The following is a 12,887-nucleotide window of genomic DNA, read 5'->3' as shown; positions in this document are numbered from 1 at the left end:
CGAATGGCGACAATGGCCGTAGTGCGCTTCCAGTGCAGATGAGGTGCGGTCGAAAAGAGTACGCTCTGACGTTCATTGACCAAACGATCCCTCCGAAATGCGCGAAGTCAACACGATTTGATTTCTGGATCTCAATAGCGGTACATCCAGTTTTTCGTCCTGTCATTGCGATCGCCATGGCAATATTTGCCACTGCCATCATCAGAGGTCTTCAGGCCATTCATTGCTGGCGTTTCATTCTGTCACATTGAATAAGCGGCGTCCATCGGAAGTTGGCAATTCAATCATTGGATTGAGAATGGCTTCTTCTTTTCAATGGTGGTGGTGTATTCTGATCGCATCAAATAGTTGCTGTACACACATTGCTGCCATTGCTGCCATTGCTGCCATTGCTCTCATTGCACCCATTGCAGCAATTGATGCCGGTGTGCGGTGGCAGTCTTGATAAAGCCGACAAGTTCGGACCACAGATGAGCAACCGCAAAGAGGCAAGTCCGCCATCGCGGCTCATGCACAGGCGCTGCCGACCCGAACCGGGCCTTCACCAGGTGCACCAAAGCAGGCCGCAGTGTCCAGGCTCCAGGCTCCAGGCCCCAGGCTCCCCGACATGATGGAAGTGCCGGGTTTCTTCAGACAGCCAGCGAGTCGGCGGGGGGCTTCGACCTGATATCAGGGACCTGCAGTTTTGCCGCTTGACCTTCAACTCAAGTTGAAGCTTAAGCTCCATATCCTCTCATCACACAAGATGCTGCAAGGATCGATATGCAAACCATTTTGGGCGCCAATGGCCAGATCGCTGTGGAGCTGGCGCGCGAGCTCCACCGCAACTACACGCAGAACCTGCGCCTGGTCAGCCGCAAGCCGCGCAAGGTGAACGATACGGACGAGCTGGTGTCCGCCGACCTGATGAATTCCGCGCAAACCCTGGAGGCCGTGCGTGGCAGCGAGGTCGTGTACTTCACCGCTGGCCTGCCACCAGACACCGAGTTATGGGAGGGGCAATTTCCTGCCATGCTGCGCAACGCGCTCGATGCCACGCGGGCAGCGGGGGCCAAGTTTGTCTACTTCGACAACACCTACATGTACCCGCAAACCGCGCAGCGGCAGACCGAGGAAACCGCCTTTGCCCCGGTGGGCCGCAAGGGGCGCGTGCGCGCCTTGATGGCCGAGATGGTGCTGGCCGAGATGCAGCGCGGCGATATCCCCGTCGCCATTGCCCGCGCGCCAGAGTTCTACGGCCCCGGCAAAACCCAAAGCATCACCAACACCCTGGTGATCGGCCCGCTCAAGGCGGGCCAGAAGGCCAAAGTGCCGGTGCGTGACGACAAGCTGCGCACCCTGATCTGGACGCCCGATGCAAGCCGCGCCATGGCAGCCATTGGCAATGCGCAAGATGCGTATGGCCAGACCTGGCATCTGCCTTGCTGGGACGAGCGGCTGACCTATCAGGCCTTTGTGAACCTGGCGGCTGCAACCTTTGAGGTTGAGCCGCGCTACAAGGTACTGAGCCACCTGGCCATGGTGGTTGCTGGCTGGGTCTCCAAGCCCGTGCGCGAACTGCGTGAACTGCTGCCACGCTACGCGCACGACAATGTGTTTGATTCGTCCAAGTTCAAGCGCCGCTTTCCCGACTTTGCTGTCACCAGCTACGCACAGGGCCTCAAGCACATCGCGCAGGAGTCATCATGAGCACGCCACGTATCTTGCATGTCGTCACCAATGTCGCTCATTACGACGACCCTGCGCACGCCACAGGGCTGTGGCTGTCGGAGCTGACCCATGCCTGGGATGTGTTTGCTGCGCAAGGGTATCTGCAGCAACTGGTGAGCCCGCTGGGTGGCGCCGTACCGCTGGAGCCGCGCGCACTCCAATGGCCGCACTTCGATGCTTCGGCCAAAGCCTGGCTCGATGATCCCGCGCGCATGGCCCTGCTGGCGAACACTGCGGCACCTGCCGATATCGATGCGAACGATTTCGATGCCATCTACTTCACCGGAGGGCATGCGGTGATGTGGGATTTTCCCGATAGTGCGGGGCTGCAGCGCATCACACGCAGCATCTGGGAGCAAGGTGGCATCGTTGCATCGGTTTGCCACGGCTACTGCGGCCTGCTCAATACGCAGCTCAGCGACGGCTCTTTGCTGGTCGCGGGCAAACGGGTCACGGGTTTTTCATGGACGGAAGAAATCCTGGCCGGAGTGGCCCGGTCCATGCCCTACAACGCCGAGCAGGAAATGAAGATGCGCGGTGCGCGCTATCAAAAAGCCTTGCTGCCTTTTATGTCGTATGTGGTGGCCGATGGCCGCCTCATCACCGGGCAAAACCCGGGGTCGGCCAAAGCGACTGCAAAGCAGGTGGTGCAGGCTCTGGCAACGCGCTAGGGCCGCGTTCCAAACTGCCGAAGGCCTATGCCGCGCTTGCCCGCTTCTTGTGTCCGGTGCGCATGAGCTTGCCCATTTTTTCTTCGGCCGCTGCTTCAGAGGCCAGGGATTCGGATTGCTGGGCCAGTACATGGGAGAGCACACGGCGTGCGTTGTCGTGACAATCCATGTTGTCTGGCCGCGCTTCAATATCGGACAACAAAGCCTGCAACTGCTTTTTGCTGGTCTGCAGCTTTTTCTCCATGGCCTTGATATCGGCAATTTTTTGGCGCAGCGCGCCCACGACGGCCTCATGGTCCCAGCCTTGCAGGCCGGGCGGCAAGAGTGCACGAATTTCATCCAGGCTGAAGCCCACCCCTTGCGCCATCGCAATCAGCTCCAGCATCTGCACCATCTCAGGCGGATAGCTGCGGTAGCCATTCGCGCCACGCTCAGCCGCTTGCAGCAGGCCGCTTTGCTCATAAAAACGAATGCGTGATGTGGACAGGCCTGTGCGTTTGCTCAGTTCGCCAATGTTCATACGTGACCTCGGCAGGGATGCCTTGACCTTCAATAAGACTTGAAGCTTATCGCATTCGCAAGCCCTTCGCTCCAGCGGCAATTTGCGGCGAGCGCGACGTGCAAGCGAGGCAACCTCGGTAAGGTCTGCATGAATCACCTCACGGCCTGCTTGGCATCGAAGTGAAGCACTCAGACGATGCGCAGCACAGTCTGGGCTTGGGACAGACTGCCAAGCGTACGCGGCGCCGGGAGTTCGTGGTCGAACTGGAGATGGTCAGTCTTGGACCGACCTCGTGATCTTGGTGTGGCTCTTTTTGCCGCAAGGCAAGCACTGCTTGGGGCCATGACATGAGTGCGCCCGCAGTTCTCCACATAGGCCAAACGGGTCGCCAATCCTGTGCTGCAGGCGCGCGAACTGAGAAGAGACAGATTTGTGCCTTATTGCAAATCAATGGATCAGTGCATCCGCTCGGTCGTGCGTATCTTGTACGGACCTTGCCTGGGTGCCACGGCCCGGGCACGCCTTTGGAAGCTCGTCAGTATTCCCGAGATTCCGAACCGCCCATTCACGCAGGGGCAGCGGGGGCTGCTGGTGCAGAATTCGCTGAAAGATCAGTCGTGCTTCCGCCCCGCCGGCCATGCGGCTGGGCCAGGCACTGGGCGTGACGGGAACCAGGCTACCGGAGGAGTCGCAGTGGGCCATCACGAAGCGGAAGCTGTACAGGCCGGGAATTCCCATGCGCAGGTCGCTGACGATCAGCATCCCATTGACCAGCTCATAGCGCAGCCAGTCGTCGGTGAACCACTGCAGTCTCTGGTGCAGCGCCATGGTCTCCAGGGCGTGTCCCAGGTCCAGGCCTCGTGGATGACGTATCCATTCAGGCGGTGCGCGATCGAAGGCGCTGCTGATGGCCTCGTAGTAATGACCATCTGGCGACTTGGCCAGGACGCGCCAGACCAGTATGTTGTAAGGCATGGGCACAGCGCGCAACTGCGTGACCACGATGCCCTGGGTCCGAAGGGCCGCCTGCACGCGCTGCTCCGCCAGCATGCGGCCGCTGAGCCCGGAAAGCAGGTAGATGGAAGTCAAGAACAGGGCGCCGACAAGCACATGGTTGATGCGGGTTGAGAATCCCTTGAGGGATGCCCATGCCACGGCAATCAGCAAGGGCAGCGTATATGCCGGATCTATGATGAAAATCGCCGACCAGCTTTCGGGTGTCAATGGAAGAGGCCAGAACAACTGAGTTCCGTAAATCGTGAAAGAATCCAGTAGCGGATGCGTGACAAGCACGAGCCATAGCGTTACGAAAAGTTGTCTGCTGCTGTAAGGGCCGTCGGGCCAGCCTTTACGTATCAGCCACGCGAGCAATGCTGCTAGGGCCGTCAGCACAAATAGTGAATGGGAAAATCCCCGATGGTAAGTCATGTTGGATATCGGGTCGCCATATTGCACCAATGCGTCAAGATCTGGCACGGTCGCCAAAACAGCTCCATATAGAAGCGCGCGACGCCCTTGTTTCTTACCCAGCATTGCTCCCTGTATCGCTCCACCCAATAGTGCTTGCGTAATTGAGTCCATTCGGAGTGCTGCCTTTGTTTAGATGAAGGATGGCTTTGTGAAGAGCATTTTCATGAAAATAATTGAGATTATTTTGCAGATTTGCTGGCATTATGATAAAAACTGCCATTGCTTGAAATGCAAAAAAATATCCTAGTATCAGAGGTACTACCATGACGCTCCCTCTCTTCGCCTCCAGCCTGGAATTGGGAAGATTTCTACGCGCGAAACGCGAGGCATTGACACCGGAAGATGTGGGGCTGGCTTCCGGTAGACGACGCCGTGTTAGTGGTCTTCGCCGCACGGAAGTGGCAGAGCGCGCCGCGGTGGGCATAGATTGGTATATCGCGCTGGAGCAAGGCCGAGATGTGCGTGCATCGGAGCACGTGTTGGCCAGTCTTGCCAAGGCGCTCCTGCTCAGCCCCGCAGAGCGGGACCATCTCTATGCGCTGGCAGGCCGCAGCCCCGCCATGCGGCAGCCGCAATACACTTCCCAGGTCCCGGCCACGATCTTGCGCATCATCGACAAAATGGAACCCGACCCTGCCTATGTACTTGATGCTGCTTGGGATGTGCTGGCCTCCAATCGCTCTGCCGCCCAACTGTGGTGCCTGAACGAGGAACATCCCAACTATCCCCGCAACCTTCTGTGGACCACCTTCGTCACGCGTCCACGCCCCGATGACGAGCACTGGCTGCATCTGACGGACTACTTTTTGCGTGCATTCCGCCGCCAGGCAGCGGCCTATCCTGAGCAGGCTCGCATAGGCCGGCTGGTTGCGGATCTGGAATGCCACAGCGAGCGTTTTCGCCATCTGTGGGGTCAGCCTGAGGTGAGGGACACACGTGGAGGCCGCAAAAACCTCATTCACCCGGTTGAGGGGCTGAAGACCTATGACTTTACCGCCCTGGCCATCCCCGACCTTCCTGGCGCGCATCTTTTCGCCTATATGGATGCCTAGCGCAATGCTCAAGGCTGCATCTTCAGCCATGGATCGTGCAGCCAATATTCGCTGCTGCGCCTGAACAGGAGGTTGGACCAACCCACATCGCGCTCGAAGGATATGGGCTTTCCGTCGCTGCCGATGACGACCCAGAACCAGCTTCCGTCGGCTGTATTGCGTGCCTTGAGCCGCATGCCGGTAACCTGGAGGCTTTCATTTTTGCCTGCGCGGTTGATGCGCAGGGGTTTGTGGTAGGCCGCAATAGAGGTGATACGCATATTGGCCAGAAGATCTGGAGCCACAGCGGTCAAAAAGTCTCTCGCTATCCGCTCGCTGTGCTGACGGTTCGGCAAAGGCTTGCCTATCATGTCTCTGGAAAGATGGATGAAGCCCTTGAATTTCCCGTCTTTGGTGACAAGGGTGCTGATGTGCTCTCCTTCCAGGCCTGCATTGCGTCCATCACGTCGCTCATAGCGGTTCAGCATCATGGGCACGCCATCCTGGGTGACCCAGCGGCGGCTGACCTGATGGTGGGATTCGGGAACTGCGATGGGCGTCATTTCAGGGGAGTCGCCCCATGCTTGCGTCGCGAAAATCACTTCTTGCGCTAAAACCATTTCCGAGAAAGCAATGGCAATGGCTATGGCGTGCCTGGCATTTCTCAGATGCGAATTGCAGGTGAGATTGAAAAATCCATTGTCTGTCCACTTCGTCATCATGAATGAACTCCATTTCAATAGATCATTGTGAGATGATGTGCCGTTCCAATTGGCTAATGCGCTTCGTCATGCAGGAGAAATTCCACGCAATGCATGCAGTATCCTGATTGTTAAGATTTTTCTCAATCCAATTTATTATCCTGGTATGGCCTGAACTACCTATCAGATTTATCGCCACCGGTAGTGAGCGAGCCAGAATATCCAGAGGCACCCGTGGTCCGGAGGCCGCCCCTTGTGCGGAGTTGCATGCAAAAGTACGGCAGCACCAGCAGGTGCAGACCACAGACTCCGTTCTTGGCGCAAATCGCCGCTCCATCCGCTGACCAGCCTGCACGCCCGCTTTGACTGCCGTGGCTACCGTATCTGCCGGGTGTCATGGCCCCGTGGAAGCCGCCGCTTGCGCAATAGACCTCTGCGCGCGAACTGTATGGATAGACAGTAGAATTTCGGGCTCGATAGTTTCCACAAGGGAAGGGTCTGGACATGTCCGCAGAACTCGAACAAGAAGTCGTCTCAATCTTCGAAGACCGCCTTTGGCATCACAACGGCTGGGAGGCCCGCGTCATCAAGAATGAAGACGACGATGGCTGGGCCGTTGCCATGACCCAGGACGGCCAGGCGGAGCCAAGCCTGGTCGGCCCGTGGACCATGGGCCGCGACAAGAAAAATCCCAAGCCGCTGGACGTTTCCGCCTTCAACACGCTCGTGAAGACGGCGCACGAGGTGATGCGCCGGCATGAGCAGCATCTGGCAGCGCAGTTGCACAAGGATGTGCAGATCATGGTGGGCGGGTCACGCGTGACCGTCTCTCTGGATATCGAGCCCGATGAAGACAATCCCAGCGCCACGCTCACCGCCACTGCCGCCGACGGCAGCGAGCTGGCCAGGGTGGGAGTCAGGCCGGACCATCAGCTCACCCGGACGTCTGCGCAAGCCTGGGCAGAGGCCGGCTACCCCCGTCCCAGCGAGGACTGAGCCGCAGGCAAGGCCGGGGAATCAGGGGGCTGTTTCACAGCTGCCTTCCAAGGCGGATATGCAGCTTTGCGGCTTTGCCACACGCTCTAGATGTGCAGCATGGCCAGCCCGCCCACGCCAAGGCCCAGCGCTGCCACGCCGAGCATGGCGTACTCCAGCCATTTCTTCTTGGTCAGCAGCGCGATGGCTGCAAGGGCAATGGCGACCTGCAGCGCGGTGGTGGCCTGCGCCCAGCGGTGATGCAGGTGCATCTGCATCTCGGACTTCTCGTCCCATTGCCGGGCCTCGGCTTCCAGGCGGTCGGCATCGCGCTTGATGTCGTCCTTTTCCTTTTCGTAGCGCTCCACCTTGGCCTGGTAGGCCGCCCGCCTGTCCTCCGTGGTCGCCAGATCACGCGCGAACTCGGACAGCGATTGCTTGGTGCTCTTGGCCTGGAAGAAGGCCCATTGGTTGGCCGCTTCGGTCTTCTTGATGGCCGCGTCGTTCTTGTACAGCCCGGCATTGGCCTGGGTGGCGCCGCCCATGTACGCGAAGATGGCGCCCACCGTGGCGATGACTGCCGTGCACATGGCGATCTGGTTGGTCAGGCTGCCGCCGCCGATGCCGTGATGGGCGGTGTGGCCATGCTCGCCCTGGGCAGCATGTTCGAGTTCGTGATCGTGTGGGCCGTGGACGTGAAAGCCGCCGGAAGACATAGGTGCCAATTCCTTGATGCAATGGGGTGGCGCATTATGGGGCCGGCCTGGCGGCAATCCAGGGCTCCAGAATGTGCGGGGCGCATGGCCTGCTTGGAGGTCAGCGCCTTGGCTGACGGCCTGCAGATGGGGGAGTGGGATCAGGCGGCAGTCGCGCGGTGCGGCAGCGCTGCGAGCAGTATTTGACCTCGTCCCAATCACGTGCCCATTTTTTGCGCCATGTGAACGCAAGACCGCAGCACGCACACAGCTTGGAGGGAAGGTGGGGCTTCTTGTGCATGGCGCGGGCGTTCCTGCAGTTCAGCGCGTCAGCGTGGCCAGGGCGCGCCGGGCCAGCGCCCGTCCGCTGAGCCAGGCGCCTTCGACGCCTGCGCCGCACATCCAGTCGCCGCACAGGCCCAGGCCCGCAGGCGCGTCCCACCAGCAGCGGTTGACCAGGTGGGGTGCCGGCAGCGCATAGCGCCAGCGGTGGGCAGTGACGCGCAGGCCGCCTGGCAGAGAGTCGGACAGAGAGCCGGCCAGGGCCTCGAATGCCTGCAGCAGTTGCCCGGCCACGGATTCAGCGTCCGACTCGATGTGATCCTGACTCCACCGTGCACTGGCATGCAGTACCCAGGTCTGCTGCCCTTGTTGCCCTTGCCGTCCTGGCTTGGCGCTGTCGCGTGCCACCCAGCACAGCGGGCCATCCGTGATTTCTGCCGCATCCCAGTCCAGCGGCAGGGGGGCGTCGGTGCGCAGCATGGCCACCCAGCAAGGCTGCATGCGTGCGCTGGCGGCCAGTGCCGCAGCATAGGGCGAGACCGGCTCCAGCAAGGCTGCCGCCTGCGGTGCAGGCACTGCCAGCACCAGGGCGCAGTATTCCGGCCCCATCTGCCCTTGTTCGGCACAGTGCACTGTCCAGCGGGCCGGCCCGTGCTGCAAATGCTGCACCGTGGCCTGCAGGTGCAGCCGTACGCCATGCCCCTGCTGTCCAAGCCGCTGGACAAGAAACGCTGCGGGAGAGGTCATGCGCGGCACGCCCACCCAGCGGTCGGGGCCTGCCTCTGCGGGCACCGCGTCTGTGCCCTGCAGGCGCACTGCGCGCGGACGCCAGGCGGCGACAACGCCGTGCTGCTCCCACTGGCGCACCTCCTGCACAAACTCCGGGTCCTGGGCTGCAAACGATGGGGCGCCGTGATCGCACTGCCACGCACCCTGCAGATCCTGCGCGCGCCGTGTGCTCATGCGCCCGGATGGGCCTCGGCTTTTCTCGAAGATATCCACGCGGCAGCCAGCCTCGGCCAGCAACTGTGCGCAGGCCAAACCCGCCATTCCTGCGCCGATCACCGCGACGGGGGGCAGGCTGTTCACAAGGCCTCCTGGCTGCGCGCTTCCTGGTGCCGATCATGGCTGACCCAGATCAGCGCGCCGGTATCGACGCCCAGTTCCGCGGCCTTGGCGACGATGGATTGCAGGGTCTGCGGGGGCAGTTTCGGCTCCCTGGCCAGTATCCAGCAGTACTGCGTGTCCGGCCCGAGGACCAGCGCCCAGCGGTAGTCAGGGTCCAGGGCGGCCACATGGTAGCCGCCGTAGAACGGACCGAAGAAGGAGACCTTGAGCGAAGCCGTGTCCGGCTTGCCCGTGAACAAGGCCTTGCCGACGGCGCGCTGCCACTGGCCCCGGGGCACGGAAAAACCCCGGTTCACCACCTTCACGCTGCCGTCTGCCTGCGGCGTGTACTCGGCGGTCACATCGGTCATGCCCCGCTCGAAACCATGGTCCAGCCGTGCCAGTTCGTACCACAGGCCCTGGTAGCGCTGCAGGTCGAACGGTGAGACGGGCGTGACCGAGCCTGGCGGGCGCATGCTGGCGCAACCGCTGGCCAGCAGGCCGGCGCCAAGGGTCGCTGCCAGCAGGGTGCGCCGCCTGGCGATGAAGACGGGGCGGGGGGCGGGAAAGTTCATGCGTATGTCCTTGATGTTCTTGTCGTCTGCCGCCATCGGGCGACCAGCGGTTGCAGATCCGTGAGATGGCGCACCGGCGTGATGCCCGTGACAGGGTTGGAATAGAGCGCCGGGCATGCTCCACCGGCCCACAACTCGATGGCCGGCGGCAGGTGGCTGCGCAGCTCGCCCAGGCAAGCCTGCGCCATCGCTCCGTTGTGGGCGCTGCTGAAGCTCAGCCCCACGATGTCGGCGCGATGCGCCCGCGCGGCCTGTGCCACGTCGCCGATGGGCGTCTGGGTGCCCAGCGATACGCAGTTGCAGCCTTCCAGGGCCAGCAGGGCTTCGACCATGAGCAGGCCCAGTCCATGCATCTCCTGCGGCAGCGTGGTCAGCAACACCTTGGGCGCGGGCGGCGGGGAAGGCGGGATGAGCGAGGCGATCGCCTGCCTCAAGACGCCGGTGAGCACCTCGGTGTACAGGTGCTCTTCGAACACTTCAAAACGCCCCTGTGCCCAGAATTCACCGACCGTCGTGGTCAGCGGGGCCACGAGCGTGGTCACGAAACCGGCCAGGCCCATGCGCGACTGGGCCAGGCTCAGGCAATGCCTGAGCTGGGCGGGATCATGTGCGGCAATGGCGTTGAGCATGGGTGCGAAGCGGTCAGAGTCTGCTGCATTCTCTGAATTTGTCCTGGACAAATTCATGGCTGGCGAGGTGTCGGCGCGGGCCAGCAGCGCCTGCAGGCCGTCCAGATCCACGCCCATCAGCTTGCTGGGGCGCAGCCCCGTATCCATGAGCCGCCGGATCAGGGTCAGTTGTCGAACCTGGTCTGCCGGGTAGCGGCGATCGCCTGCCGAATCCCGTTCAGGCCTTGGAAAGCCGTAGCGTCTTTCCCAGACACGCAGGGTGTCCTTGGCAAGTCCGGTCTCGCGTTCGACGGCCGAGATGGGCAGCCCGGGGCCAGGCGCCAAAGGCAGGGGGTCAGAAAGTGGCGTCATTGATCTGAAGGGAACAAAACGTCCGGCCATGGCCGGAATGTTTTGAGGGATTTTGCGAATTGTCTAGGACAAAAATATGTTTTGTCCAATATATTACATAGAGAAACAAAGCACAGGCCCGCTGGCCGCCACCCGGCAGCCGCTGGCGCGAGTGCTCTGTAGATCCCGGCCAGGAGATGACGGCCCCAGGCGCAGGCGAGGCTTGACATCGTGATCGCCGCGCCCGTGTGCAGTCTTTCCGGCTACGCAGTCCGTACCGATGATCATCATGAATTTGTCCAACTGGCCACTGGCCCGCCGTCTCGCAGCTGCCTTCGCATGCGTCATCGCCATTTTTCTTCTTGTCATCGCGCTGGCCGTGAGCAGCCAGGCCCGGCTCAAGGAGGCCCAGCAATGGAACGAGCACACCTTCAAGGTGATGTCCCAGGGACAGCGCATGCTCACGGGCATGGTCAACATGGAGACGGCCTCGCGGGGCTATCTCCTGTCGGGCGACTCCCGTTTTCTGGCCCCCTGGGATGAAGGACTCAAGGAGTTCGAGGCCTCCTGGCAGGAGGCCGTACGCCTGACCGAGGACAACCCCGCCCAGCAGCGCCGGCTCGACGGAATCCGGCTGCGCCACCGTGAATTCGTGCAGGCGGTGCAGCCGCTGCAGGCGCTACGGCGGCAAGTTCAGGACGGCACGGCGACGGTCGAGGATCTGGTTCGCGAGTTCTCCCTGGGGCGCGAGAAGGCGGCCATGGATGGGCTGCGCGCACTGCAGGCGGACCTGGTGCGGGAGGAGGAGGAGCTCATGGCCGAGCGCCTGACGCGCACCGAGTCGCTGGCGGCAATGACGCTGGCGTTCGAGCTGGGGGGCGCGCTGGTGGCCGTTGTGCTGGCCGCTCTGCTGGGTACCTGGGTCACGCGCTCCATCACGGTTCCCATCGGCCGGGCCATCCAGGTGGCACGCGCGGTGGCAAGCGGGGATCTGACGCAGCGGGTGGAGGCCACCACCCATGATGAAGTGGGGACCCTGCTGCGCAGCCTCGGCGAGATGAGTGATGCGCTATCGCAGGTCGTGGCCGTCGTGCGCAGCGGCAGCGAATCCGTGGCGAGTGCAAGCACGCAGATTGCCCAGGGCAACACCGACCTGTCCTCGCGAACCGAAAGCCAGGCCAGCGCGCTTGAACAAACTGCGGCCTCCATGGAACAGCTCGGAGCCACCGTGACCCAGAATGCGGATGGCGCGGGCAAGGCCAACGCGCTCGCGCAGCAGGCCAGCGGCGTGGCCGGGCAGGCGGGCGAGGTGGTCACCCAGGTCGTGGACACGATGAAGGGCATCAGTGAAAGTTCGCGCCGCATCGCCGACATCATCAACGTCATTGACGGCATCGCGTTCCAGACCAACATCCTGGCGCTGAACGCTGCGGTGGAGGCTGCGCGTGCCGGTGAACAGGGCCGCGGCTTCGCTGTGGTGGCCTCCGAGGTCCGCAGCCTGGCCGGCCGTAGCGCGGCGGCGGCCAAGGAGATCAAGGCCCTGATCTCCGACAGCGTCGAGCGGGTCGAGCAGGGCTCTGTGCTGGCCGACCGCGCGGGGGGCACCATGGCTGAAGTGGTGATGAGCATACGCAGCGTCACCGACCTCATGGGAGAGATCAGCGCGGCTTCTGCCGAACAACGCAGCGGCGTGGCACAAGTGGGCGAGGCGGTCACGCAGATGGACCAGGCGACGCAGCAAAACGCGGCCCTGGTGGAGGAAATGGCGGCGGCAGCCACGAGCCTGCGCCAGCAAGCGCATGACCTTGTGCAGTCCGTGAGCGTTTTCCGCCTGGGGCCTCAAGCGCAGGGTTGAGGCAGGGATGGCGCAGGGTTGATGCACCTGGTGAAGACGCGGTGCGGGACTTTGGGAGAGCGGGCCCCTCTACAGGAGCCGGAGCATCAGCCGCTGCTGCCGTCCTGCCCGGGGCACCGGCCGGCGTTCAAACAGTTGCGCCATGGCCCGGGAGGGCCGGAGCCCGCAGGTCGCGCCATCCGGTTTTCCGAACGGCGCCTGCATTTCATTGTTCGGATTTCCGTTCCACCTTATGCATAAAAGTAAGGTCGATATAGGCGAATCAAGCAGTTAGCGCGCGGCGCAGGTGCCGGATGCGGCTGGCACGGTCTGTGCACTGTCAGGCGCAGGCCACGTGCGTCGTGGTTGTGTGTG

Annotated in this window: 14 protein-coding genes; 6 read left to right on the top strand and 8 right to left on the bottom strand. The window is 62.1% G+C overall.

The window, feature by feature from the left end:
• The first annotated feature begins 298 nt into the window (after positions 1 to 298).
• From GRX31_RS09500 to GRX31_RS09490, 3 genes are all read left to right on the top strand, one after another.
• Positions 299 to 445: a hypothetical protein gene (locus tag GRX31_RS09500; protein ID WP_160852380.1), complete on the top strand. Its 147-nt coding sequence runs from the start codon at positions 299 to 301 to the stop codon at positions 443 to 445.
• Positions 446 to 762: 317 nt separating this feature from the next.
• On the top strand, positions 763 to 1,689 hold the full coding sequence (locus GRX31_RS09495) for an NAD-dependent epimerase/dehydratase family protein (RefSeq protein ID WP_034366705.1): 927 nt from the start codon (positions 763 to 765) through the stop codon (positions 1,687 to 1,689).
• Positions 1,686 to 2,381 carry a type 1 glutamine amidotransferase domain-containing protein gene (locus tag GRX31_RS09490; protein ID WP_160852378.1) on the top strand — a complete coding sequence of 232 codons (696 nt, stop codon included), beginning with the start codon at positions 1,686 to 1,688 and terminating at the stop codon, positions 2,379 to 2,381. The genes GRX31_RS09495 and GRX31_RS09490 overlap by 4 nt, the downstream gene beginning before the upstream one ends.
• 25 nt (positions 2,382 to 2,406) lie before the next feature.
• On the opposite strand, the gene GRX31_RS09485 is transcribed toward GRX31_RS09490, so the two are convergent.
• Positions 2,407 to 2,901, bottom strand: coding sequence for a MerR family transcriptional regulator (locus GRX31_RS09485; RefSeq protein ID WP_160852376.1), 495 nt, complete (start codon positions 2,899 to 2,901; stop codon positions 2,407 to 2,409).
• 429 nt (positions 2,902 to 3,330) lie between these two features.
• Positions 3,331 to 4,464, bottom strand: coding sequence for a metal-dependent hydrolase (locus GRX31_RS09480; protein ID WP_160852374.1), 1,134 nt, complete (start codon positions 4,462 to 4,464; stop codon positions 3,331 to 3,333).
• 152 nt (positions 4,465 to 4,616) lie between these two features.
• Here GRX31_RS09480 and GRX31_RS09475 point away from each other — a divergent pair, with 152 nt between their 5' ends.
• Positions 4,617 to 5,405, top strand: coding sequence for an MmyB family transcriptional regulator (locus GRX31_RS09475; RefSeq protein ID WP_160852372.1), 789 nt, complete (start codon positions 4,617 to 4,619; stop codon positions 5,403 to 5,405).
• Between the two features lie 8 nt (positions 5,406 to 5,413).
• On the opposite strand, the gene GRX31_RS30530 is transcribed toward GRX31_RS09475, so the two are convergent.
• Positions 5,414 to 6,106, bottom strand: a complete 693-nt coding sequence (locus GRX31_RS30530) for a hypothetical protein (RefSeq protein WP_202396538.1) — start codon at positions 6,104 to 6,106, stop codon at positions 5,414 to 5,416.
• Between the two features lie 483 nt (positions 6,107 to 6,589).
• On the opposite strand from GRX31_RS30530, the gene GRX31_RS09465 reads away from it, so the two are divergent.
• Positions 6,590 to 7,081, top strand: a complete 492-nt coding sequence (locus GRX31_RS09465) for a hypothetical protein (protein ID WP_160852370.1) — start codon at positions 6,590 to 6,592, stop codon at positions 7,079 to 7,081.
• An 86-nt stretch (positions 7,082 to 7,167) separates the two neighbouring features.
• On the opposite strand, the gene GRX31_RS09460 is transcribed toward GRX31_RS09465, so the two are convergent.
• The 5 genes from GRX31_RS09460 to GRX31_RS09440 all read right to left on the bottom strand — a co-directional run bounded on the left by GRX31_RS09460 (position 7,168) and on the right by GRX31_RS09440 (position 10,699).
• Positions 7,168 to 7,776, bottom strand: coding sequence for a DUF4337 domain-containing protein (locus tag GRX31_RS09460; protein ID WP_034366698.1), 609 nt, complete (start codon positions 7,774 to 7,776; stop codon positions 7,168 to 7,170).
• 100 nt (positions 7,777 to 7,876) lie between these two features.
• The gene (locus GRX31_RS09455; RefSeq protein ID WP_013801983.1) at positions 7,877 to 8,056 is read right to left on the bottom strand and encodes a DUF2256 domain-containing protein; all 180 of its coding nucleotides are present in this window, start codon (positions 8,054 to 8,056) and stop codon (positions 7,877 to 7,879) included.
• 20 nt (positions 8,057 to 8,076) lie between these two features.
• A complete protein-coding gene (locus GRX31_RS09450) occupies positions 8,077 to 9,126 on the bottom strand; it encodes an FAD-dependent oxidoreductase (protein ID WP_160852368.1) in 1,050 nt (349 codons plus the stop codon).
• Positions 9,123 to 9,755 (bottom strand): lipocalin family protein, encoded by a 633-nt coding sequence (locus GRX31_RS09445; protein ID WP_160852366.1) that lies wholly within the window; start codon positions 9,753 to 9,755, stop codon positions 9,123 to 9,125. The genes GRX31_RS09450 and GRX31_RS09445 overlap by 4 nt, the downstream gene beginning before the upstream one ends.
• Positions 9,716 to 10,699 (bottom strand): MerR family transcriptional regulator, encoded by a 984-nt coding sequence (locus GRX31_RS09440; RefSeq protein ID WP_160852364.1) that lies wholly within the window; start codon positions 10,697 to 10,699, stop codon positions 9,716 to 9,718. The genes GRX31_RS09445 and GRX31_RS09440 overlap by 40 nt, the downstream gene beginning before the upstream one ends.
• A gap of 259 nt (positions 10,700 to 10,958) precedes the next feature.
• Between GRX31_RS09440 and GRX31_RS09435 the strand changes: the two genes are divergently transcribed.
• On the top strand, positions 10,959 to 12,533 hold the full coding sequence (locus GRX31_RS09435; RefSeq protein WP_160852362.1) for a methyl-accepting chemotaxis protein: 1,575 nt from the start codon (positions 10,959 to 10,961) through the stop codon (positions 12,531 to 12,533).
• The last annotated feature ends 354 nt before the right edge of the window (positions 12,534 to 12,887 follow it).

It is taken from the genome of Delftia sp. CH05 (assembly GCF_009827015.1).
Taxonomy (GTDB): Bacteria; Pseudomonadota; Gammaproteobacteria; order Burkholderiales; family Burkholderiaceae_C; genus Comamonas; species Comamonas tsuruhatensis.
Note: the sequence above shows the minus strand (reverse complement) of the source record. Positions and strands in the feature narration are given on the sequence as shown.

What these genes read in the sequence shown, in the direction of transcription:
- GRX31_RS09435 (WP_160852362.1), top strand. Translation starts at nt 10,959, where the DNA reads ATGATCATCATGAATTTGTCCAACTGGCCACTGGCCCGCCGTCTCGCA.
- GRX31_RS09490 (WP_160852378.1), top strand. Translation starts at nt 1,686, where the DNA reads ATGAGCACGCCACGTATCTTGCATGTCGTCACCAATGTCGCTCATTAC.
- GRX31_RS09455 (WP_013801983.1), bottom strand. Translation starts at nt 8,056, where the DNA reads ATGCACAAGAAGCCCCACCTTCCCTCCAAGCTGTGTGCGTGCTGCGGT.
- GRX31_RS09495 (WP_034366705.1), top strand. Translation starts at nt 763, where the DNA reads ATGCAAACCATTTTGGGCGCCAATGGCCAGATCGCTGTGGAGCTGGCG.
- GRX31_RS09500 (WP_160852380.1), top strand. Translation starts at nt 299, where the DNA reads ATGGCTTCTTCTTTTCAATGGTGGTGGTGTATTCTGATCGCATCAAAT.
- GRX31_RS09485 (WP_160852376.1), bottom strand. Translation starts at nt 2,901, where the DNA reads ATGAACATTGGCGAACTGAGCAAACGCACAGGCCTGTCCACATCACGC.
- GRX31_RS09480 (WP_160852374.1), bottom strand. Translation starts at nt 4,464, where the DNA reads ATGGACTCAATTACGCAAGCACTATTGGGTGGAGCGATACAGGGAGCA.
- GRX31_RS30530 (WP_202396538.1), bottom strand. Translation starts at nt 6,106, where the DNA reads ATGATGACGAAGTGGACAGACAATGGATTTTTCAATCTCACCTGCAAT.
- GRX31_RS09475 (WP_160852372.1), top strand. Translation starts at nt 4,617, where the DNA reads ATGACGCTCCCTCTCTTCGCCTCCAGCCTGGAATTGGGAAGATTTCTA.
- GRX31_RS09460 (WP_034366698.1), bottom strand. Translation starts at nt 7,776, where the DNA reads ATGTCTTCCGGCGGCTTTCACGTCCACGGCCCACACGATCACGAACTC.
- GRX31_RS09465 (WP_160852370.1), top strand. Translation starts at nt 6,590, where the DNA reads ATGTCCGCAGAACTCGAACAAGAAGTCGTCTCAATCTTCGAAGACCGC.
- GRX31_RS09445 (WP_160852366.1), bottom strand. Translation starts at nt 9,755, where the DNA reads ATGGCGGCAGACGACAAGAACATCAAGGACATACGCATGAACTTTCCC.
- GRX31_RS09440 (WP_160852364.1), bottom strand. Translation starts at nt 10,699, where the DNA reads ATGACGCCACTTTCTGACCCCCTGCCTTTGGCGCCTGGCCCCGGGCTG.